Origin of the sequence: Cryobacterium fucosi (assembly GCF_004403515.1) — a bacterium.
GTDB lineage: Bacteria > Actinomycetota > Actinomycetes > Actinomycetales > Microbacteriaceae > Cryobacterium > Cryobacterium fucosi.
On the sequence record NZ_SOHH01000097.1, the window covers coordinates 28,582 to 44,516 of the forward strand.

Genomic DNA, 15,935 nt, shown 5'->3' on the forward strand with positions numbered 1-15,935 from the left:
GGGCCTGCGGCATCCATCCGCCGCACGACAGGATCGAGACGAGCCACCGAATCGAGGCTTTCGGTTCGCGGCCGAACCGAGGAGTCCCCATGAAGCGTCCATCCCCAGCCCTGTTCGTGATCGGTGCACTCGTCGTCGTCGCGACGCAGCTGAGCACTACAGCAGCCTTCGCCTCGCCGCCCGACCCGCCGGCACTCGGCACGATAGCTGGCGAGCTGGCCGCGATCCCCACCCGCGTCGAGACCGGTTCGGCCGGGTACTCCCGAGACCTCTTCCCGCACTGGGCCACCCAATCCGGCAGTTGCGACACGCGGGAGACCGTGCTGGCGCGCGACGGCGAGAACGTCGTGACCAGCAGCACGTGCTCCGCGATCTCGGGGAGCTGGTACTCGGTCTACGAGGGCGCCTGGAACTACGCGTCGTCGGACGTCGACATCGACCACGTCGTTGCCCTGTCCGAGGCGTGGGGATCCGGGGCGTCGACCTGGACGACGACCAAGCGTGGGCAGTTCGCCAACAGTCTCGGCGACGGCCAGCTGATCGCGGTCACCGACAACGTCAACGCGTCGAAATCCGACCGGGACGCGGCTGAGTGGCAGCCGCCGTTGGCCTCGTACCACTGCACCTACGCCAAGCAGGTCGTGCACGTGAAGTACGGCTGGGGCCTGTCGATGGACTCCGCTGAAAAGGCCGCGATCAACGCGATGCTCGCCACCTGCTGACTGAGTGAGCCCGCGAGAGTGCAGTTTTCGCCCCCACAGCGAAACTGAAGGGGCGAAAACTGCACTCTCGCGGCCGTTGGCGAATGGCACTCAGGCCCAGCGGGCGGCGGGCTCCGACCCGACGGCCCCGGCGCTGCGGCGCAGCACGGCGGCCAGGGCCAGCGCCACCTCCGCCGGGTCCCCGATCAGGGCGCCGGCGGTCACCCGGATGAACGCCTCCGGGCGCACCTCGGCCTGGAACGGTGAGCCCCCGGCAACACGGATGCCCGAGGCCGCCAACTGCACGATGGCATCCCGTTCGTCGGCCACCGGGAGCCAGGTGTTGATCCCGTCCGCCTGCCCGGTCGGCAGTCCGAGCGCGGTCAGCGCCTCGGCCAGGGACTTCTGCCTGGCGAAGTAGATCCGCCGTGCCTCGCCGATCTGGGCGATGCTGTCACCGTGGGTAAGCAGGTCGTAGAGGATCGACTGCAGCATCCGGCTGGTCCAGCCGGGCCCGAGCATCCGTCTGGCCACGATCCGGTCCACGAGGGCCGTCGGCCCGCCGAGCGCGGCGATGCGCAGGTCGGGGCCGTGCGACTTCGAGTAGCTGCGCACGTGCAGCACCCGGCCGGTCAGCCAGCGGCCCAGGCTCACGTCCGGGGCCACGCTGATCTCGCCGGAATGGTCGTCCTCGATCACGACGGTCTGCGCGTTGCGCCTGTGCACGCTGAGCAGCCGGGCCAGCTCCTGGGCTCTGGCGGCCGGCATCGACACCCCGGTCGGGTTCTGCGCGCGCGGCTGCAGGATGACCGCTGCCGGCGACCGCGAGAGGGCCGCCGCGAAGGCGGAGGGAACGATGCCATGCTCGTCGACCGGCACCGGCAGGCGCTCGATGCCGAGCTGGTCGAGCAGGTCGAAGAACGGCGGAAAGCCCGGGTCCTCCACGATGACCCGGTCGCCGAACCGGGCCACCACGTCGAGACTGCGGGAGATGGCGTCGAGGGCGCCGTCGACGACCGTGATCGACTCGGCCGGGAACGGCCAGGACTCCCGCAGCACCGCGAGGAGCTCCGGGATCACCGGCAGCTCCTGGTACACCACGGTGGCGGCCCGTTGGGAGACCCGGGAGAGCGCCGGCGCGAGGTCGGGCAGGAGCTGGGGGTCGGGCGTGCCCCTCGACAGGTCGATCCTGGCACCGCGGTGATAGCCGGCCATCGACTGGCTGCGTGTCGGCAGCCAGCGGGGAGCAGCGTCGAGAACGAAGGTGCCGCTACGCCCCCGGGAAACGATCAGCCCAACCGCGGAGAGCGCCTGCCAGGCGCGGCTGACCGTCGCCGGGCTCACCGCCAGGGCCGCGGCCAGCGCCCGCACGGTGGGCAGCCGGTCGCCCGGGGCGAGCCTGCCGGAGCTGATCAGGCGGCCGAGCGCGGCCGCGATCCCCTCCGGGGTGCGGTGCTCGACCTCGTCGATAACGGTTTGCATGACCCCTTGCCTCCGGCTGGTCAGGGCGACAGGATGATTAACGCGTGCGTCACACACAGAAACAGAACTGAAATGTTTACGTCGAAGAATAACAAACACGGACAACGCAGTCCGATTCGACTCAACTGATTCGGCGCTGCGTCTCCCGGCCCCTGGGCCAGCTCAGCGCCGAGCTCGATGTGGAGGCAAAGGATGACCGGGGACACCAGCACGACCGACGGGCGCACACTCGTGCGGGCCGCCATCACCCAGACCGACTGGACCGGCGACCAGGAGTCGATGATCGTCAAGCACGAGGGGTTCGTGCGCACGGCGGCCGAGGCCGGCGTGCAGGTGATCTGCTTCCAGGAGCTCTTCCACGGCCCGTACTTCGGCATCGTGCAGGACCCGAAGTATTACGACTACGCCCAGGCCGTTCCCGGCCCGCTGGTCGAACGTTTCCAGAAGCTCGCCGCGGAGCACAAGATGGTGATCGTCCTCCCCGTCTACGAGGAGGAGCAGCCCGGCGTGCTCTACAACACCGCCGCGGTGATCGACGCCGACGGGAGCTACCTCGGCAAGTACCGCAAGCACCACATCCCCCACCTGCCCCAGTTCTGGGAGAAGTTCTACTTCCGCCCCGGCAACGGCGACTACCCGGTCTTCGACACCATGGTCGGTCGGATCGGCGTCTACATCTGCTACGACCGGCACTTCCCGGAGGGCTGGCGCGTGCTCGGCCTGAACGGCGCCGAGATCGTCTTCAACCCCTCGGCCACCAAGCCAGGCCTCTCCAACCGGCTCTGGGAGCTCGAACAGCCGGCCGCCGCGGTCGCCAACCAGTACTACGTCGGCGCGAACAACCGCATCGGCACCGAGAGCCGCGAGTTCGGCGATGAGGCGGTCACCTTCTACGGCAGCTCCTACTTCGTCGACCCGCGCGGCAATTACGTCGGCGAGGTGGCGTCGACGGATGCCACGGAGATCGTGATCCGCGACCTCGATCTCGGCGTCATCCGGGAGGTGCGAAATTCGTGGCAGTTCTACCGCGACCGCCGCCCCGACTCCTACGAGCCGATCGTCGAACCCTGAGCCCGGTGATCGAGCTTGTCGAGATCCCGGTGATCGAGCGTGTCGGTGATCGAGCTTGTCGGTGATCGAGCTTGTCGAGATCAGGGTCTCGACAGGCTCGACCACCGGGGCGAGGGTCTCGACAGGCTCGACCACCGGGGCGAGGGTCTCGACGGGCTCGACCACCGGGCAAGGCTCGACCACCGGGGCGAGGGTCTCGACGGGCTCGACCACCGGGCGGGCTCGACCACCGGGCGGGCTCGACCACCGGTCGGTGATTGAGCCTGTCGAAATCATGAACCAAGTCGACATCACGAACATCCAGGACGGGAACGGGCGATGAAAACCTTGATCAGAAACGGCACCGTGGTCAGCGCCACCGGCCGCGTGCAGGCAGACGTGCTCATCGACGGCGAGACGATCGCCGCGGTGCTGGCACCCGGGTCCCGGCTCCTCGGCGCCGACCTGGCCTCCGGCGTCGACCGGGTGATCGACGCGACCGGGAAGTACGTGATCCCGGGCGGGATCGACGCGCACACCCACATGCAGCTGCCGTTCGGCGGCACCGCGGCATCCGACACCTTCGAGACCGGCACCCGCGCGGCCGCGTGGGGCGGAACGACCACGATCATCGACTTCGCCGTGCAGAGCTACGGCCAGCGCGTCTTCGACGGCCTCGCCGCGTGGCACGAGAAGGCCGCAGGCAACTGCGCGATCGACTACGCCTTCCACCAGATCATCGGCGACCTCAATGCGGACTCCCTCCAGGCGATGGACGGGCTGCTCGCCGAGGGGGTCTCCAGCTTCAAGCTGTTCATGGCCTACCCGGGGGTCTTCTACTCCGATGACGCGCAGATCCTCAAGGCGATGCAGAAGTCGGCCGAAACCGGGCTGATGACCATGATGCACGCCGAAAACGGACCGGCGATCGACGTGCTCGTCGGCCAGCTGCTCGCCGAAGGCAAGACCGACCCGTACTACCATGGCGTCGCCCGCGCCTGGCAGCTCGAGGAGGAGGCCACCCACCGGGCGATCATGCTCGCCGACCTCACCGGGGCGCCGCTCTACGTCGTGCACGTCAGTGCCAAACAGGCCGTCGCCCAGATCGCGGCCGCCCGGGGCACGGGCCAGAACGTCTTCGGCGAGACCTGCCCGCAATACCTCTACCTCTCGCTCGAGGAGAACCTCGGCGCCCCCGGCTTCGAGGGCGCCAAATGGGTGTGCTCCACCCCGCTGCGCTCCCGAGCCGAAGGGCACCAGGACCACCTCTGGCAGAGCCTGCGCACCAACGACCTGCAACTGGTCTCCACCGACCACTGCCCGTTCTGCATGAAGGGCCAGAAGGACCTGGGCCTCGGCGACTTCTCCAAGATCCCGAACGGGATCGGCTCGGTCGAGCACCGCCTCGACCTGCTCTACCAGGGCGTGGTCACCGGCCGGATCTCACTCGAACGCTGGGTCGAGATCACCTCCACCACGCCGGCACGCATGTTCGGCCTCTACGGGAAGAAAGGCGTGATCCAGCCCGGAGCGGATGCCGACATCGTCGTCTACGACCCTGACGGCCACACGTCCATCGGCTACGGCACCGACGAGTTCGGCGAGCCGACCGGGCGCAGCCACCACATGAACATGGACCATTCGGCCTGGGAGGGCTACGAGATCGACGGTCACGTCGACGTCGTGCTCTCCCGCGGCAAGGTCGTCATCGAGGGCAACAGCTACCTCGGCGCCAAGGGTGACGGTCGGTTCGTCAAGCGCGGCCTGAGCCAGTACCTGATCTAGGGCGGACCAAATGGACTTCGGAGCAGTACTCCAGACCAACCCGCCGTCGGCGCGCGTCGTGCAGCTCGCCCAGCTCGCCGAGGTGCACGGCTTCAGCCACGTCTGGACCTTCGACTCGCATCTGCTCTGGCAGGAGCCGTATGTGATCCACAGCCGTATCCTCGCCGAGACCCGCAAGATCGTGGTCGGGCCGATGGTCACCAACCCGGCCACCAGGGACTGGACCGTGACGGCGTCGACCTTCGCCACCCTGAACGAGATGTACGGCAACCGCACCATCTGCGGCATCGGCCGCGGCGACTCCGCGGTGCGGGTCACCAACGGGGCGCCCACCACCCTGAAGACGTTGCGCGAATCGATCCACGTCATCCGGGAGCTGGCCAATTCCCGCGCGGTCCTGCACAACGGCGCCACCCTCCGGTTCCCGTGGAGCACGGGCTCCAGCCTCGAGGTGTGGGTGGCGGCCTACGGCCCGCTCGCGCTCAAGCTTGCCGGCGAGGTCGGCGACGGCTTCATCCTGCAGATGGCCGACCTCGACGTGGCCGAATGGATGATCGGCACGGTGCGGGATGCCGCCGCGAACGTGGGACGCGACCCGGCGTCGATCTCCATCTGCGTCGCAGCGCCGATGTACATCGGCGACGACTGGGAGCACATGCGTAACCAATGCCGGTGGTTCGGCGGAATGGTCGGCAACCACGTCGCCGACATCGTCGCGAAGTACGGCACCGAGTCCCTCGTGCCCAAGGCCCTCACCGACTACATCGCCGGCCGAAGCGGCTACGACTACAACCAGCACGGCCGCGCCGGCAACACGCACGCCGACTTCGTGCCGGACGAGATCGTGGACCGGTTCTGCCTCCTCGGAACCTCGAAGGACCACATCGTGAAGCTGCAGGCCCTCAAGGAACTCGGGGTCGACCAGTTCGCCGGCTACCTCCAGCACGACAACAAGGAGGAGACCCTGCGCGTCTACGGCGAGACCGTGATCCCCGCTCTCACCGACCCGATCGTGGCGAAGCTGTGACCACGGCCGTCCCCGCCCGTTCCCGCCGCGGCCCGCTCCCCGCGCGCCGGCTTGTCGTCGGCGCGCTCGGCCTGGTGCTGCTCGCCGGGATCTGGGAGCTGTACAAGCTGCTCGGCCCGGCGGGCGGCGTCGTGCTCGCCGGGGTCACCGTGCTGCCCCGCACCAGCGACCTGGCCATGCCGCACCTCTGGGTGATGGCCGGGCGCGCGCTCGAACCGGTCACCGGCGCCGGCGGCGCCGTGCCGCTCTGGCGGGCCGTTCTCGACGCCTCCCTGTTCACCCTCGGCATCTCCACGGTGGGCTGGCTCGTCGGCGTCACCGTCGGCCTCGCGCTCGCGCTCCTGATGCAGCGGTTCCGGCTGGCCGAGGCGGCCGTGCTGCCCTGGATCATCCTCAGCCAGACCGTTCCGCTGATCGCCCTGGCCCCGCTCGTACGGCGCTGGGGGGCCCAGATCCAGTTCGGCGCGTTCAGCTGGGAGAGCTGGATGTCGGTGGCCCTGATCGCCTCCTACCTCGCCTTCTTCCCGGTCTCGGTCGGCGCTCTCCGGGGCCTCGGCTCACCCGACGCCAACCACGTCGACCTGATGCACTGCTATTCGGCCGGCTGGTGGAAGACCCTCTGGCGGCTGCGGCTGCCGGCGAGCGTCGGCTACCTGTTGCCCGCGTTGCGCCTCGCCGCGGCCAGCGCCGTGATCGGCAGCGTCGTCGCCGAGGTGTCGATCGGGCTGCGCGGCGGCATCGGCAGACTGATCGTCGAATACGCCGGCGCGGCCGGCGGCGACCCAGGCAAACCCTGGGCGCCGATCTTCGGCTCGGTGCTGGTCGGGCTCGTCGCCGCCGGGTTCGTCGGGCTGATCGGGCGGGGCCTCCGCCGGTTCCGGCGCGGGGAGGTCGCGGCGTGAGCGGGCTGGGACGGAATGCGACGCCAGACGTGAACGCCGGTCCGGTGCCCGGCGCGGGGGCCGCGAGCCTGGCCGTGGACGTGCGCGGGGTGAGCCGCGTGTTCGCCGGCCGGAAGGGGGCATCCGTCACGGCCCTCGACGATGTCAGCCTCACCGTGGCGCCGGGCGAATTCGTCTCGCTGATCGGGCCGAGCGGCTGCGGCAAGAGCACCCTGCTGCGGCTGATCGCCGACCTCGACACCCCGACCACCGGCGAGATCCGGGTCTTCGGCAAACCGGCCAGGCAGGCCAGGATCGACCAGGACTACGGCATCGCCTTCCAGCAGGCCGGGCTGCTGCCCTGGCGCACCGTCACCGGCAACATCGAGCTGCCGCTCGAACTGCACGGCGCCGGACGGGCGGCCCGTCGCGCCCGCGCGGCCGAGCTGATCGAGCTGGTCGGGCTGTCGGAGTTCGCCGGCCACTACCCCGACCAGCTCTCCGGCGGCATGCAGCAGCGGGTGGCGATCGCCCGGTCGCTGGCGGAGAGCCCGAGCCTGCTGCTGATGGACGAACCGTTCGGCGCGCTCGACGAGATGACCCGGGAGCGGATGCAGAACGAACTCGTCCGGATCTGCGGCGAAACGAGCGCCGCCGTGGTCTTCGTCACCCACTCCATCCCCGAGGCCGTCTTCCTCTCCAACCGGGTCGTCGTGCTGGAGCCGCGGCCGGGACGCATCCGGGATGTGCTCCGGGTCGGGCTCGGCAACCCGGGGGAGCGCGGCGAGACCCTGCGCGAGGACGAGGAGTTCTTCCGCGCGGTGAGCCAGGTGCGCGAGCTGCTGCACGGAGAGGCCCCGGCCGGGGCCAGGGGGGCCGCGACCCAATGAGCCAGGCATCCGTTCGACCGGGCGGCGCCGGAGCGGCCGGCCAGGCGCCGACCGGGCCGGTCCGCACCGTGCTGGCGCCGATCCTGCTCGGACTCGCCGTGGTACTGCTGTGGCAGGGGGCGGTCACCCTGCTGGCCATCAAACCGTTCATCCTGCCCGGGCCGCTCGCGATCGCCGACCAGTTCGGCGCGAACCTGCAGAACGTGGCCGACGGGATGCTCGCCACCGGCCGGAACGCCCTCGTCGGGCTCCTGATCGGCACCGTGCTCGGGGTGCTGCTGGCCGTCCTCGCCGCGCTCGTAAGGCTGCTCGACGAGATGGCCGCGCCGATCGTGGCTGCCATCGCGGTCGTGCCGATCGTGGCGCTCGCCCCGGTGCTCTACACGATGTACGGCGCCGGCGCCGAGACCGCCCGGCAGTTCGTGGCGGCGCTCGCCGTATTCGTGCCCGTGTACTTCAACACCCTCAAGGGGCTCCGTCAGGTGCGCCCGGTGCACCGCGACCTGATGCGGTCGTATGCGGCCACGAGCTGGCAGGCCACCCGCACCGTGACCCTGCCGACCGCACTGCCGTTCGTCTTCACGGGCCTGCGGATCGCCTCCTCGCTTGCCGTCATCTCCGCCCTGATCGCCGAGTACTTCGGAGGCCCGGTCGGCGGCCTCGGCAAGTCGATCACGTCGTCGGCGTCGAGCAGCAACTACGGACTGGCCTGGGCGTACGTGCTCGGCGGGGTCCTGCTCGGCCTCCTGTTCTATTCCGCAGCGCTCATCGTCGAGAAGCTCGTCAGCCGCCGGTCAGGCGGATAGGCGTCCGCCGCGTGCGCGCGGCGGTCGATGCACCACGATGCACCATCCACAGCAGAGTCAGGCAACCACTTCACGGAGGTAGACATGAACCACAGCACACGATGGTTGGGCGCGTTGGGCGCCCTCGCCGCCAGCAGCGCCCTCGTCCTCACCGGCTGCAGCACCGGGACCGCGTCGACCGGATCGACCTCGGGTCCCGGCGGCGACCTCGTTCCGATCACCCTGCAGCTGCAATGGGTCGCCCAGGCCCAGTTCGCCGGCTACTACGCGGCCGTCGACCAGGGCTTCTACGAGGACGAGGGCCTCGATGTCACCATCGCCGAGGGTGCCGCGGACATCGTGCCGCAGGACGTCCTCGCGGCCGGCGACGCCGACTACGCCATTTCCTGGGTGCCCAAGGTGCTCGGCTCGATCGAGCAGGGCGCCAACATCACCGATGTCGCGCAGATCTTCGAACGCAGCGCCACCACCCAGATCTCCTTCAAGGACAAGGGCATCACGTCGCCGGCCGACCTCACGGGCAAGAACGTCGGCAGCTGGGGCTACGGCAACGAATGGGAGCTCTTCGCCGGCATGCAGAAGAGCGGCGTGCAGGTGGGCGACATCAATCTCGTGCAGCAGGCCTTCGACATGAACGGGTTCCTCTCCGGGGACATCGACGCGGCCCAGGCCATGACCTACAACGAGTACGCCCAGGTGCTCGAGACCAGGAACCCGAAAACGGGCGAGCTCTACCAGCCGGCCGACCTCAACGTGATCGACTGGAACGACGAGGGCACGGCCAGGCTCCAGGATGCGATCTGGGCCGACGCCGACAAGCTCGCCTCCGACAAGGACTACGCCGCCAACACGGTCAAGTTCATCAAGGCGTCGATCAAGGGCTGGATCTACGCGGCAACCGACCCGGACAAGGCCGCCGGAATCGTCACCGCGGCCGGTTCGCAGCTGCCCGCCGGCCACCAGCTCTGGATGACCAACGAGGTCAACAAGCTGATCTGGCCGTCCACGAACGGGGTCGGCCTGATCGATGCGGCCGCCTGGAAGAACACCGTCGACATCGCGATGAACACCAGGAACGAGACCGGCGCCACCATCATCACCGCCGAACCGCCCACGACCGCGTACTCGAATGAGTACGTGCAGCAGGCGCTCGACGAGCTGAAGGCGGACGGCGTCGACGTGATGGGCGCAGACTGGAAGCCGAGCACGGTCACGCTCACCGAGGGCGGCAAGTAGGCTCGCCCCACCGCTCCTCACTGCACAGGGCCGGGCGGTCAACCGGCCGCCCGGCCCCCGCGTCCCGAAACCTTCACTCCACGCATTTCCTTCACTCAACGCAGAGAAAGACACGATATTCGTGAATGACACCACCTCCGCCAGCCTGAACGACCCTGCCTACGAGCTGGACCGGGCCTACGTCTTCCACTCCTGGTCGGCGCAGGCAGCCCTCACACCGCTCGTGATCGCGGGCGGCCAGGGCTCCCGGGTCTGGGACTACGACGGGCGCAGCTACCTGGACTTCTCCAGTCAGCTCGTCAACGTGAACATCGGCCACCAGCATCCGGCCGTCACCCAGGCCATCATCGACCAGGCCGGCACGCTCGCCACGGTCGCGCCGTCGGCCGCGAACCTGATGCGCGGCGAGGCGGCCAAACGCATCGTCGACCGCGCCCCTGCCCGCTTCAACAAGGTCTTCTTCACCAACGGCGGGGCGGATGCGATCGAGAACGCGATCCGGCTGGCCCGGCTGCACACCGGGCGGGACAAGGTGCTCTCCAGCTACCGCTCCTACCACGGCAACACCGGGGCGGCGATCGTCGCGACCGGCGACTGGCGGCGCATCCCGAACGAATTCGCGCGCGGCCACGTTCACTTCTTCGGCCCGTACCTCTACCGCAGCGAGTTCTGGGCGACGACGCCCGAGCAGGAGTCGGAGCGGGCGCTGCGCCACCTCGAGCGCGTGATCCAGAGCGAGGGGCCGACCACGATCGCGGCCGTGCTGCTCGAATCGATCCCCGGCACGGCCGGGGTGCTCGTGCCGCCGCCCGGCTACCTCGCCGGGGTGCGCGCGCTCTGCGACCGCTACGGGATCCTGCTGATCCTCGACGAGGTGATGGCCGGCTTCGGGCGCACCGGGCGGTGGTTCGCCTTCGAAGGCTACGACGTGACCCCCGACCTGATCGCCTTCGCCAAGGGCGTCAACTCCGGCTACGTGCCCACCGGCGGCGTGATCATCTCCGAGTCGATCGCGAACGACTTCGAGACCACGGTCTTCCCCGGCGGACTCACCTACAGCGGGCATCCGCTGGCGATGGCGTCCATCGTGGCCGCCCTCGACGCGATGGAGAACGAGGGCATCGTCGCCAACGCCGCCAGGATCGGACGAGACCGGCTCGCGCCCGGCCTCGCTGCGCTGCAGGAGAAACACCAGATCATCGGCGAGGTGCGCGGCGAGGGCGTGTTCTGGGCGCTGGAACTCGTCGCCGACCAGGGCACCCGCGCGCCGCTCAGCGGCGTCGTGATGGGCCGGATCAAGACCGAGCTCCTCGCCCGCAATCTCCTGCCCTTCCTCGCAGACAACCGGATCCACGTCGTGCCGCCCTGCGTGGTCACCGACGACGAGGTCGCCGAGGCGCTCGCCATCTACGACGAGGTCCTCGGCCTCGACCTCCTTGCCTGACCGGGATCTCGACAGGCTCGATCACCGACAGGCTCGAGCCCCCCCGGTGGTCGAGCCCCCGGTGGTCGAGCCCCGCCGGTGGTCGAGCCCCGCCGGTGGTCGAGCCCGTCGAGACCAACCCCCGACGCGTCCGATCGCTGTCCTCCCGGTGGTCGAGCCTGTCGAGACCAACCCCCGACACCCCTGACCCCACCAATCCCTCGACGAAGAGAAACGAAGAACAATGACTGATCTACCCGTAATCACCCACTGGATCGACGGGGCGCCGTTCGACGGCAGCTCCACCCGCACCGCGCCCGTCTTCAACCCGGCCCTTGGCGTCGTCGCCAGGAACGTGCGCCTGGCCGGCACCGGCGACGTCGACACCGCCGTCGCCTCGGCGCAGGCCGCCTACCCTGCGTGGCGGGACACGTCCCAGGCCAGGCGCCAGAGCGTCATGTTCAGCTTCCGCGAGCTGCTCAACGCGCGCAAGGGCGAGCTGGCCGACATCCTCACCGCCGAGCATGGCAAGGTGACCTCGGATGCCCTCGGCGAGATCGCGCGCGGCCTCGAGGTCGTCGAGTTCGCCCTCGGCATGCCGCACCTGACCAAGGGCGAGTACTCGGAGAACGTGTCGACCGGCGTTGACGTCTACACGCTGCGCCAGCCGCTCGGCGTGGTGGGCATCATCAGCCCGTTCAACTTCCCGGCGATGGTGCCGCTGTGGTTCTTCCCGATCGCGATCGCGGCGGGCAACACCGTGGTGCTCAAACCGAGCGAGAAGGACCCGTCGGCGTCGAACTGGATGGCCGCCCTGATGACCGAGGCCGGCCTGCCCGCCGGCGTGCTCAACGTCGTGCACGGGGACAAGGAAGCGGTCGACGCCCTGCTCGTGCACCCCGACGTGCAGGCGATCTCCTTCGTCGGCTCCACTCCGATCGCGAAATACATCTACGAGACGGCGGCGCACCACGGCAAGCGCGTCCAGGCCCTCGGCGGCGCCAAGAACCACATGCTCGTGCTGCCGGATGCCGATCTCGACCTGGCGGCGGATGCCGCCGTCAACGCAGGCTTCGGCTCGGCCGGTGAGCGGTGCATGGCGATCAGTGTCGTGGTGGCCGTCGAACCGGTCGCCGACGAACTGGTCGCGAAGATCACCGAACGGCTCACGGGGCTCAAGGTCGGTGATGGCATGCGCGGCTGCGACATGGGGCCGCTGATCACGAAGGCTCACCGGGACAAGGTCGCCTCCTACATCGAGGTGGCCCGCACCGACGGGGCCGAGGTGGTCGTGGACGGGCGCGGCATCGAGGTGGACGGTGACGCATCCGGTTTCTGGCTCGGCCCGACCCTGTTCGACCGGGTCACAACCTCCTCGGCCGTGTACCTCGACGAGATCTTCGGCCCGGTGCTGTCGATCGTGCGGGTCGGCAGCTACACGGAGGGGCTCACCCTGATCAACCGCAGCCGCTACGGCAATGGCACCGCGATCTTCACCAACGACGGCGGCGCTGCCCGGCGTTTCCAGAACGAGGTGCAGGTCGGGATGGTCGGCATCAACGTGCCGATCCCGGTGCCCGTGGCGTACCACTCGTTCGGCGGCTGGAAGGACTCCCTCTTCGGCGACGCGAAGGCGTACGGCCCGGCCGGGATCGCCTTCTACACCCGGGAAAAGGCCATCACCAGCCGCTGGCTCGATCCCAGCCATGGAGGCATCAACCTCGGCTTCCCCCACAACGCCTAGCCCCCGGCATCCCCCCTTTCCCTCTCTCCTCCCACACCCCGGTCTTTCGCGGACTGGGGGCGGGAGGTTAGGGGGAGGAGGGTGGGGCGGTCGAGGTGTGCTCGGCCTGCACCCGAGCGGCCTCGGCGCGCAGCACGTCGACGACCGTGCGCACCGCCAGGCGTTCGGCCCGATCGGGGCGCATCAGCGCCACGATCTGCCGTTCGGCATCGACCCCTCGCAGCGGCTTGAGCGTGAGCCTGCCCGGCTGGTCGCCGCCCCAGGTGTAGCGCGGCACGAGCGCGATGCCGAGCCCGGCCATCACGAACGCCTCGATCAGGCGCATGTCCGCGAACCGCTGCGCCACCAACGCCCGGCCGCCGCCCTGCTGCTCGATCTGGTGCAGGATGCGTTCGAACGGGTAGCCGTCCGGCGCGCCGATCCAGGTCTCGCCGACCACGTCGGCCGGTCCGATCCAGGCCCGGGAGGCCAGGCGGTGGTCTGCCGGCAGGCCCACGTCGAGCGGCTCGGTCATCAGCGGGACCACGGTGAGTCCCCGCCCGCCCCAGGGCAGTTGTCCGCGCAGGCTGTAGGCGAGCACGATGTCGAAGTCGGCGGTGAGGGCCGGGAAGTCGCTGAGCTCCGGGTCCTTGTCGGTGCAGTTCACAATCAGCCCGGGTACGGCCGCGATCTGCTGCAGCGCCCCCGGCAGCAGCATCTCGCCCGCGGTCGGGAAGGTGACCAGGCTCACCTCGCCGGTGGCGTGGTGCCGGAACTCGTCCCACACCGCGTTCGCCCGGGCGAGCGCGACCGCGACATCGGTCGCGCTGCGGGCCAGCGCGCGCCCGGCATCCGTCAGGATGAGGCCGCGGCCGCTGCGCTCGGTGAGCGGCAGGCCGGCTTCCCGTTCGAGCACCTTGAGCTGCTGCGAGACGGCCGAGGGCGTACGGTGCGTTGCCCGCGCGACCTCAGTGATGCTGCGGCGTTCGGCCAATTCCCTGAGCAATTCGAGCCTCTGCACATCCATGTAGCTAAGCTTCACACTTATTGCAGAACAATGCGATTGTGCTGCACTGTTTGTCGTGGTCGAATTAACACGTCGAACTCGTGCAATGGTGCCTCCGTCTCCCCGACACAACCCCCCATTCACGAAAGGTACGACCGTGTTCGTTCTCCTCGCCGTTCTCGTTCTCATCGTTCTCTCCTCCGTTGCCGCCGTCGTCGTCGACGTGCAGAAGGACGGCTACCGCCGTCTGCCAGAGCGCAAGCTCGTTCGCATCTTCTGAGCAGCCGGAGCTCCCGGCCAGGATCCACGATCCCGCTGACCGGCCGATGGCCTAAAGTTGGATTGTGAAAGACACTCGCGAGCAGCTCATCGACCACATCTCGGCCGAGGCCGTCTTCCACGGTGATTTCACCCTCACCAGCGGCAAGAAGGCCACCTATTACGTCGACCTCCGCAAGGTGAGCCTCGACCACCGGGTTGCCCCGCTGATCGGCCAGGTCATGCTCGATCTCATCGCTGAGATCCCTGACGTGTCCGCCGTCGGCGGGATGACCATGGGCGCCGACCCCGTCGCCGCCGCGATCCTGCACCAGGGGGTCAACCGAGGACTCGCCTACGACGCCTTCGTCGTGCGTAAAGAACCCAAGGACCACGGCCGCGGCCGACAGGTCGAGGGTCCCGACCTTGCGGGCAAGCGCGTCATCGTGCTCGAAGACACCTCCACGACCGGCGGATCCCCGCTCGCCGCGATCGAGGCGCTGAAAAAGGTCGGCGCGATCATCGCCGGTGTCGCCGTGGTCGTCGACCGCGACACCGGCGCGCGCGAAGTGATCGAAGCGGCCGGCTACCCCTACTACGCCGCCATCGGCCTTGAGGACCTGGGGCTCCGCTGATGCCGGACAAGGACGGACAGGGCGAAGACGGCGTCGACTGGCTCGCGTCCCAACTGGGCGGCGGAGCGAAGCCCGCCAGCCCCGACCAGTTCGTCCCCCGCAAGGGCACTCCACGCGGCCCGAAGGCGACCGCCGCCCCGCCTGAGGACACTGCCCCGAAGGAGGTCGGTTTCCTCTGGGGCCTCAAGCCCACCACGGAGACCGACCCGCACGTGGCGTCGACGGATGCCGCGACTCCCGCCGCGTCCCCGGCGACCCCCGCGCCTTCCCCGGCTGCCACGGCGCCGCGTCCCGGCCGTGCCCCGGAGCCCGGAGTCGGAGCCGGCCATCGGGCCGATCCGCTCACGCCCGCACCGCCCGCTGACCTCACGCCCGCCGACCTGACCCCCGCCCGGACTGTCGGGCACACCCCGCTCATCCCCGAAGCGACCGTCCGTCCCGAGGCGCCTGCGCCCGAGCGGCCTGCGGTCGTCGCGCCTGCTCCCGCTGTTCCGGCGTCCCGCTCCGAGGCCGACCTCGAGCCGGCACCGTGGTGGACGACCCCGGCCCTGTCTCCCCTCGTGCCGACCCCCGAGGAGACCGCAGCCGCGCTCCGTGACGGCGCACACGCCGCACCGGCTGCCGCAACGTCGCCGCCGGAGCCGGTTCCCGCCCCCGCGCTTCGCCGGTTCCGGGTGAGCGACGCCGCACCTGCTCCGCTGGAGAGTGAGGCCCCGGCGGCAGTGCCCGCCGCGCTTCCTGCACCGACCCCCGAGCCCGCGCCGACCAGTGCCCTGTCAACCGAGCCGGACTCGACCCAGGTCGCCGCCACGAGTCCCGGCGCAAACCAGCCCGCAGCAGACCAGCCCGAGACCCGCCATGCTCGCAGGCTGGCGAACGCGGCCAGGACTGACCAGCAGCCGACGCCGACCCAACCGACTGCGGCTCCGAGCGCGGCACCCACCGTCGCCATCCCGGCGGGACCTGCCGCGGCATCCGCCGGTGCAGCCGGCCCTGCCGCCCCCGTGCGCCGCCGCGGTCCCGGCGGTGGCC

At 69.7% G+C, this 15,935-nt stretch carries 15 protein-coding genes and 1 pseudogene; 14 read left to right on the forward strand and 2 right to left on the reverse strand.

Going from position 1 to position 15,935, the window contains the following annotated elements; genetic code table 11:
• Positions 1 to 89 precede the first annotated feature (89 nt).
• On the forward strand, positions 90 to 722 hold the full coding sequence (locus E3T48_RS14330; protein WP_134524715.1) for an HNH endonuclease family protein: 633 nt from the start codon (positions 90 to 92) through the stop codon (positions 720 to 722).
• 90 nt (positions 723 to 812) lie between these two features.
• Here the strand turns inward: E3T48_RS14330 and E3T48_RS14335 are convergent, their stop codons facing one another.
• The gene (locus E3T48_RS14335) at positions 813 to 2,183 is read right to left on the reverse strand and encodes an aminotransferase-like domain-containing protein (protein WP_134524716.1); all 1,371 of its coding nucleotides are present in this window, start codon (positions 2,181 to 2,183) and stop codon (positions 813 to 815) included.
• Positions 2,184 to 2,375: 192 nt separating this feature from the next.
• Between E3T48_RS14335 and E3T48_RS14340 the strand changes: the two genes are divergently transcribed.
• The 10 genes from E3T48_RS14340 to E3T48_RS14385 all read left to right on the forward strand — a co-directional run bounded on the left by E3T48_RS14340 (position 2,376) and on the right by E3T48_RS14385 (position 13,025).
• Positions 2,376 to 3,254, forward strand: coding sequence for a nitrilase-related carbon-nitrogen hydrolase (locus tag E3T48_RS14340; protein WP_134524717.1), 879 nt, complete (start codon positions 2,376 to 2,378; stop codon positions 3,252 to 3,254).
• A gap of 61 nt (positions 3,255 to 3,315) precedes the next feature.
• Positions 3,316 to 3,576: a hypothetical protein gene (locus tag E3T48_RS16845; RefSeq protein WP_166789753.1), complete on the forward strand. Its 261-nt coding sequence runs from the start codon at positions 3,316 to 3,318 to the stop codon at positions 3,574 to 3,576.
• The gene (gene hydA / locus E3T48_RS14350; protein WP_134524718.1) at positions 3,573 to 5,018 is read left to right on the forward strand and encodes a dihydropyrimidinase; all 1,446 of its coding nucleotides are present in this window, start codon (positions 3,573 to 3,575) and stop codon (positions 5,016 to 5,018) included. Before E3T48_RS16845 ends, hydA begins: the two co-directional genes overlap by 4 nt.
• A 10-nt stretch (positions 5,019 to 5,028) precedes the next feature.
• A complete protein-coding gene (locus tag E3T48_RS14355; protein WP_134524719.1) occupies positions 5,029 to 6,045 on the forward strand; it encodes a TIGR03842 family LLM class F420-dependent oxidoreductase in 1,017 nt (338 codons plus the stop codon).
• Positions 6,042 to 6,947: an ABC transporter permease gene (locus E3T48_RS14360; protein WP_241986838.1), complete on the forward strand. Its 906-nt coding sequence runs from the start codon at positions 6,042 to 6,044 to the stop codon at positions 6,945 to 6,947. Before E3T48_RS14355 ends, E3T48_RS14360 begins: the two co-directional genes overlap by 4 nt.
• A gap of 29 nt (positions 6,948 to 6,976) precedes the next feature.
• Positions 6,977 to 7,816 (forward strand): ABC transporter ATP-binding protein, encoded by an 840-nt coding sequence (locus tag E3T48_RS14365; RefSeq protein ID WP_198417681.1) that lies wholly within the window; start codon positions 6,977 to 6,979, stop codon positions 7,814 to 7,816.
• Entirely contained in the window at positions 7,813 to 8,622 is an 810-nt protein-coding gene (locus tag E3T48_RS14370; RefSeq protein ID WP_134524720.1) for an ABC transporter permease, read from the forward strand. The genes E3T48_RS14365 and E3T48_RS14370 overlap by 4 nt, the downstream gene beginning before the upstream one ends.
• Before the next feature lie 84 nt (positions 8,623 to 8,706).
• The gene (locus E3T48_RS14375; RefSeq protein ID WP_134524721.1) at positions 8,707 to 9,858 is read left to right on the forward strand and encodes an ABC transporter substrate-binding protein; all 1,152 of its coding nucleotides are present in this window, start codon (positions 8,707 to 8,709) and stop codon (positions 9,856 to 9,858) included.
• Between the two features lie 121 nt (positions 9,859 to 9,979).
• The gene (locus E3T48_RS14380) at positions 9,980 to 11,302 is read left to right on the forward strand and encodes an aspartate aminotransferase family protein (RefSeq protein WP_134524722.1); all 1,323 of its coding nucleotides are present in this window, start codon (positions 9,980 to 9,982) and stop codon (positions 11,300 to 11,302) included.
• A 223-nt stretch (positions 11,303 to 11,525) separates the two neighbouring features.
• Positions 11,526 to 13,025: a CoA-acylating methylmalonate-semialdehyde dehydrogenase gene (locus tag E3T48_RS14385; RefSeq protein ID WP_134524723.1), complete on the forward strand. Its 1,500-nt coding sequence runs from the start codon at positions 11,526 to 11,528 to the stop codon at positions 13,023 to 13,025.
• A 67-nt stretch (positions 13,026 to 13,092) separates the two neighbouring features.
• On the opposite strand, the gene E3T48_RS14390 is transcribed toward E3T48_RS14385, so the two are convergent.
• Positions 13,093 to 14,031: a LysR family transcriptional regulator gene (locus tag E3T48_RS14390; RefSeq protein ID WP_134524724.1), complete on the reverse strand. Its 939-nt coding sequence runs from the start codon at positions 14,029 to 14,031 to the stop codon at positions 13,093 to 13,095.
• A gap of 136 nt (positions 14,032 to 14,167) precedes the next feature.
• Between E3T48_RS14390 and E3T48_RS17445 the strand changes: the two genes are divergently transcribed.
• The 3 genes and pseudogenes from E3T48_RS17445 to E3T48_RS14400 all read left to right on the forward strand — a co-directional run.
• Positions 14,168 to 14,290, forward strand: a complete 123-nt coding sequence (locus E3T48_RS17445; RefSeq protein WP_255455840.1) for a hypothetical protein — start codon at positions 14,168 to 14,170, stop codon at positions 14,288 to 14,290.
• 64 nt (positions 14,291 to 14,354) lie between these two features.
• Positions 14,355 to 14,903: an orotate phosphoribosyltransferase gene (pyrE, locus tag E3T48_RS14395; protein ID WP_134524725.1), complete on the forward strand. Its 549-nt coding sequence runs from the start codon at positions 14,355 to 14,357 to the stop codon at positions 14,901 to 14,903.
• Positions 14,903 to 15,935 (forward strand): annotated as a pseudogene (locus E3T48_RS14400) (hypothetical protein); the annotation flags it as partial. The gene pyrE and the pseudogene E3T48_RS14400, both read left to right, overlap by 1 nt.

Coding starts and splice junctions, on each gene's coding strand:
- E3T48_RS14330 (WP_134524715.1), top strand. CDS start 90: ATGAAGCGTCCATCCCCAGCCCTGTTCGTGATCGGTGCACTCGTCGTC.
- E3T48_RS14335 (WP_134524716.1), bottom strand. CDS start 2,183: ATGCAAACCGTTATCGACGAGGTCGAGCACCGCACCCCGGAGGGGATC.
- E3T48_RS14340 (WP_134524717.1), top strand. CDS start 2,376: ATGACCGGGGACACCAGCACGACCGACGGGCGCACACTCGTGCGGGCC.
- hydA (WP_134524718.1), top strand. CDS start 3,573: ATGAAAACCTTGATCAGAAACGGCACCGTGGTCAGCGCCACCGGCCGC.
- E3T48_RS14355 (WP_134524719.1), top strand. CDS start 5,029: ATGGACTTCGGAGCAGTACTCCAGACCAACCCGCCGTCGGCGCGCGTC.
- E3T48_RS14370 (WP_134524720.1), top strand. CDS start 7,813: ATGAGCCAGGCATCCGTTCGACCGGGCGGCGCCGGAGCGGCCGGCCAG.
- E3T48_RS14375 (WP_134524721.1), top strand. CDS start 8,707: ATGAACCACAGCACACGATGGTTGGGCGCGTTGGGCGCCCTCGCCGCC.
- E3T48_RS14385 (WP_134524723.1), top strand. CDS start 11,526: ATGACTGATCTACCCGTAATCACCCACTGGATCGACGGGGCGCCGTTC.
- E3T48_RS14390 (WP_134524724.1), bottom strand. CDS start 14,031: ATGGATGTGCAGAGGCTCGAATTGCTCAGGGAATTGGCCGAACGCCGC.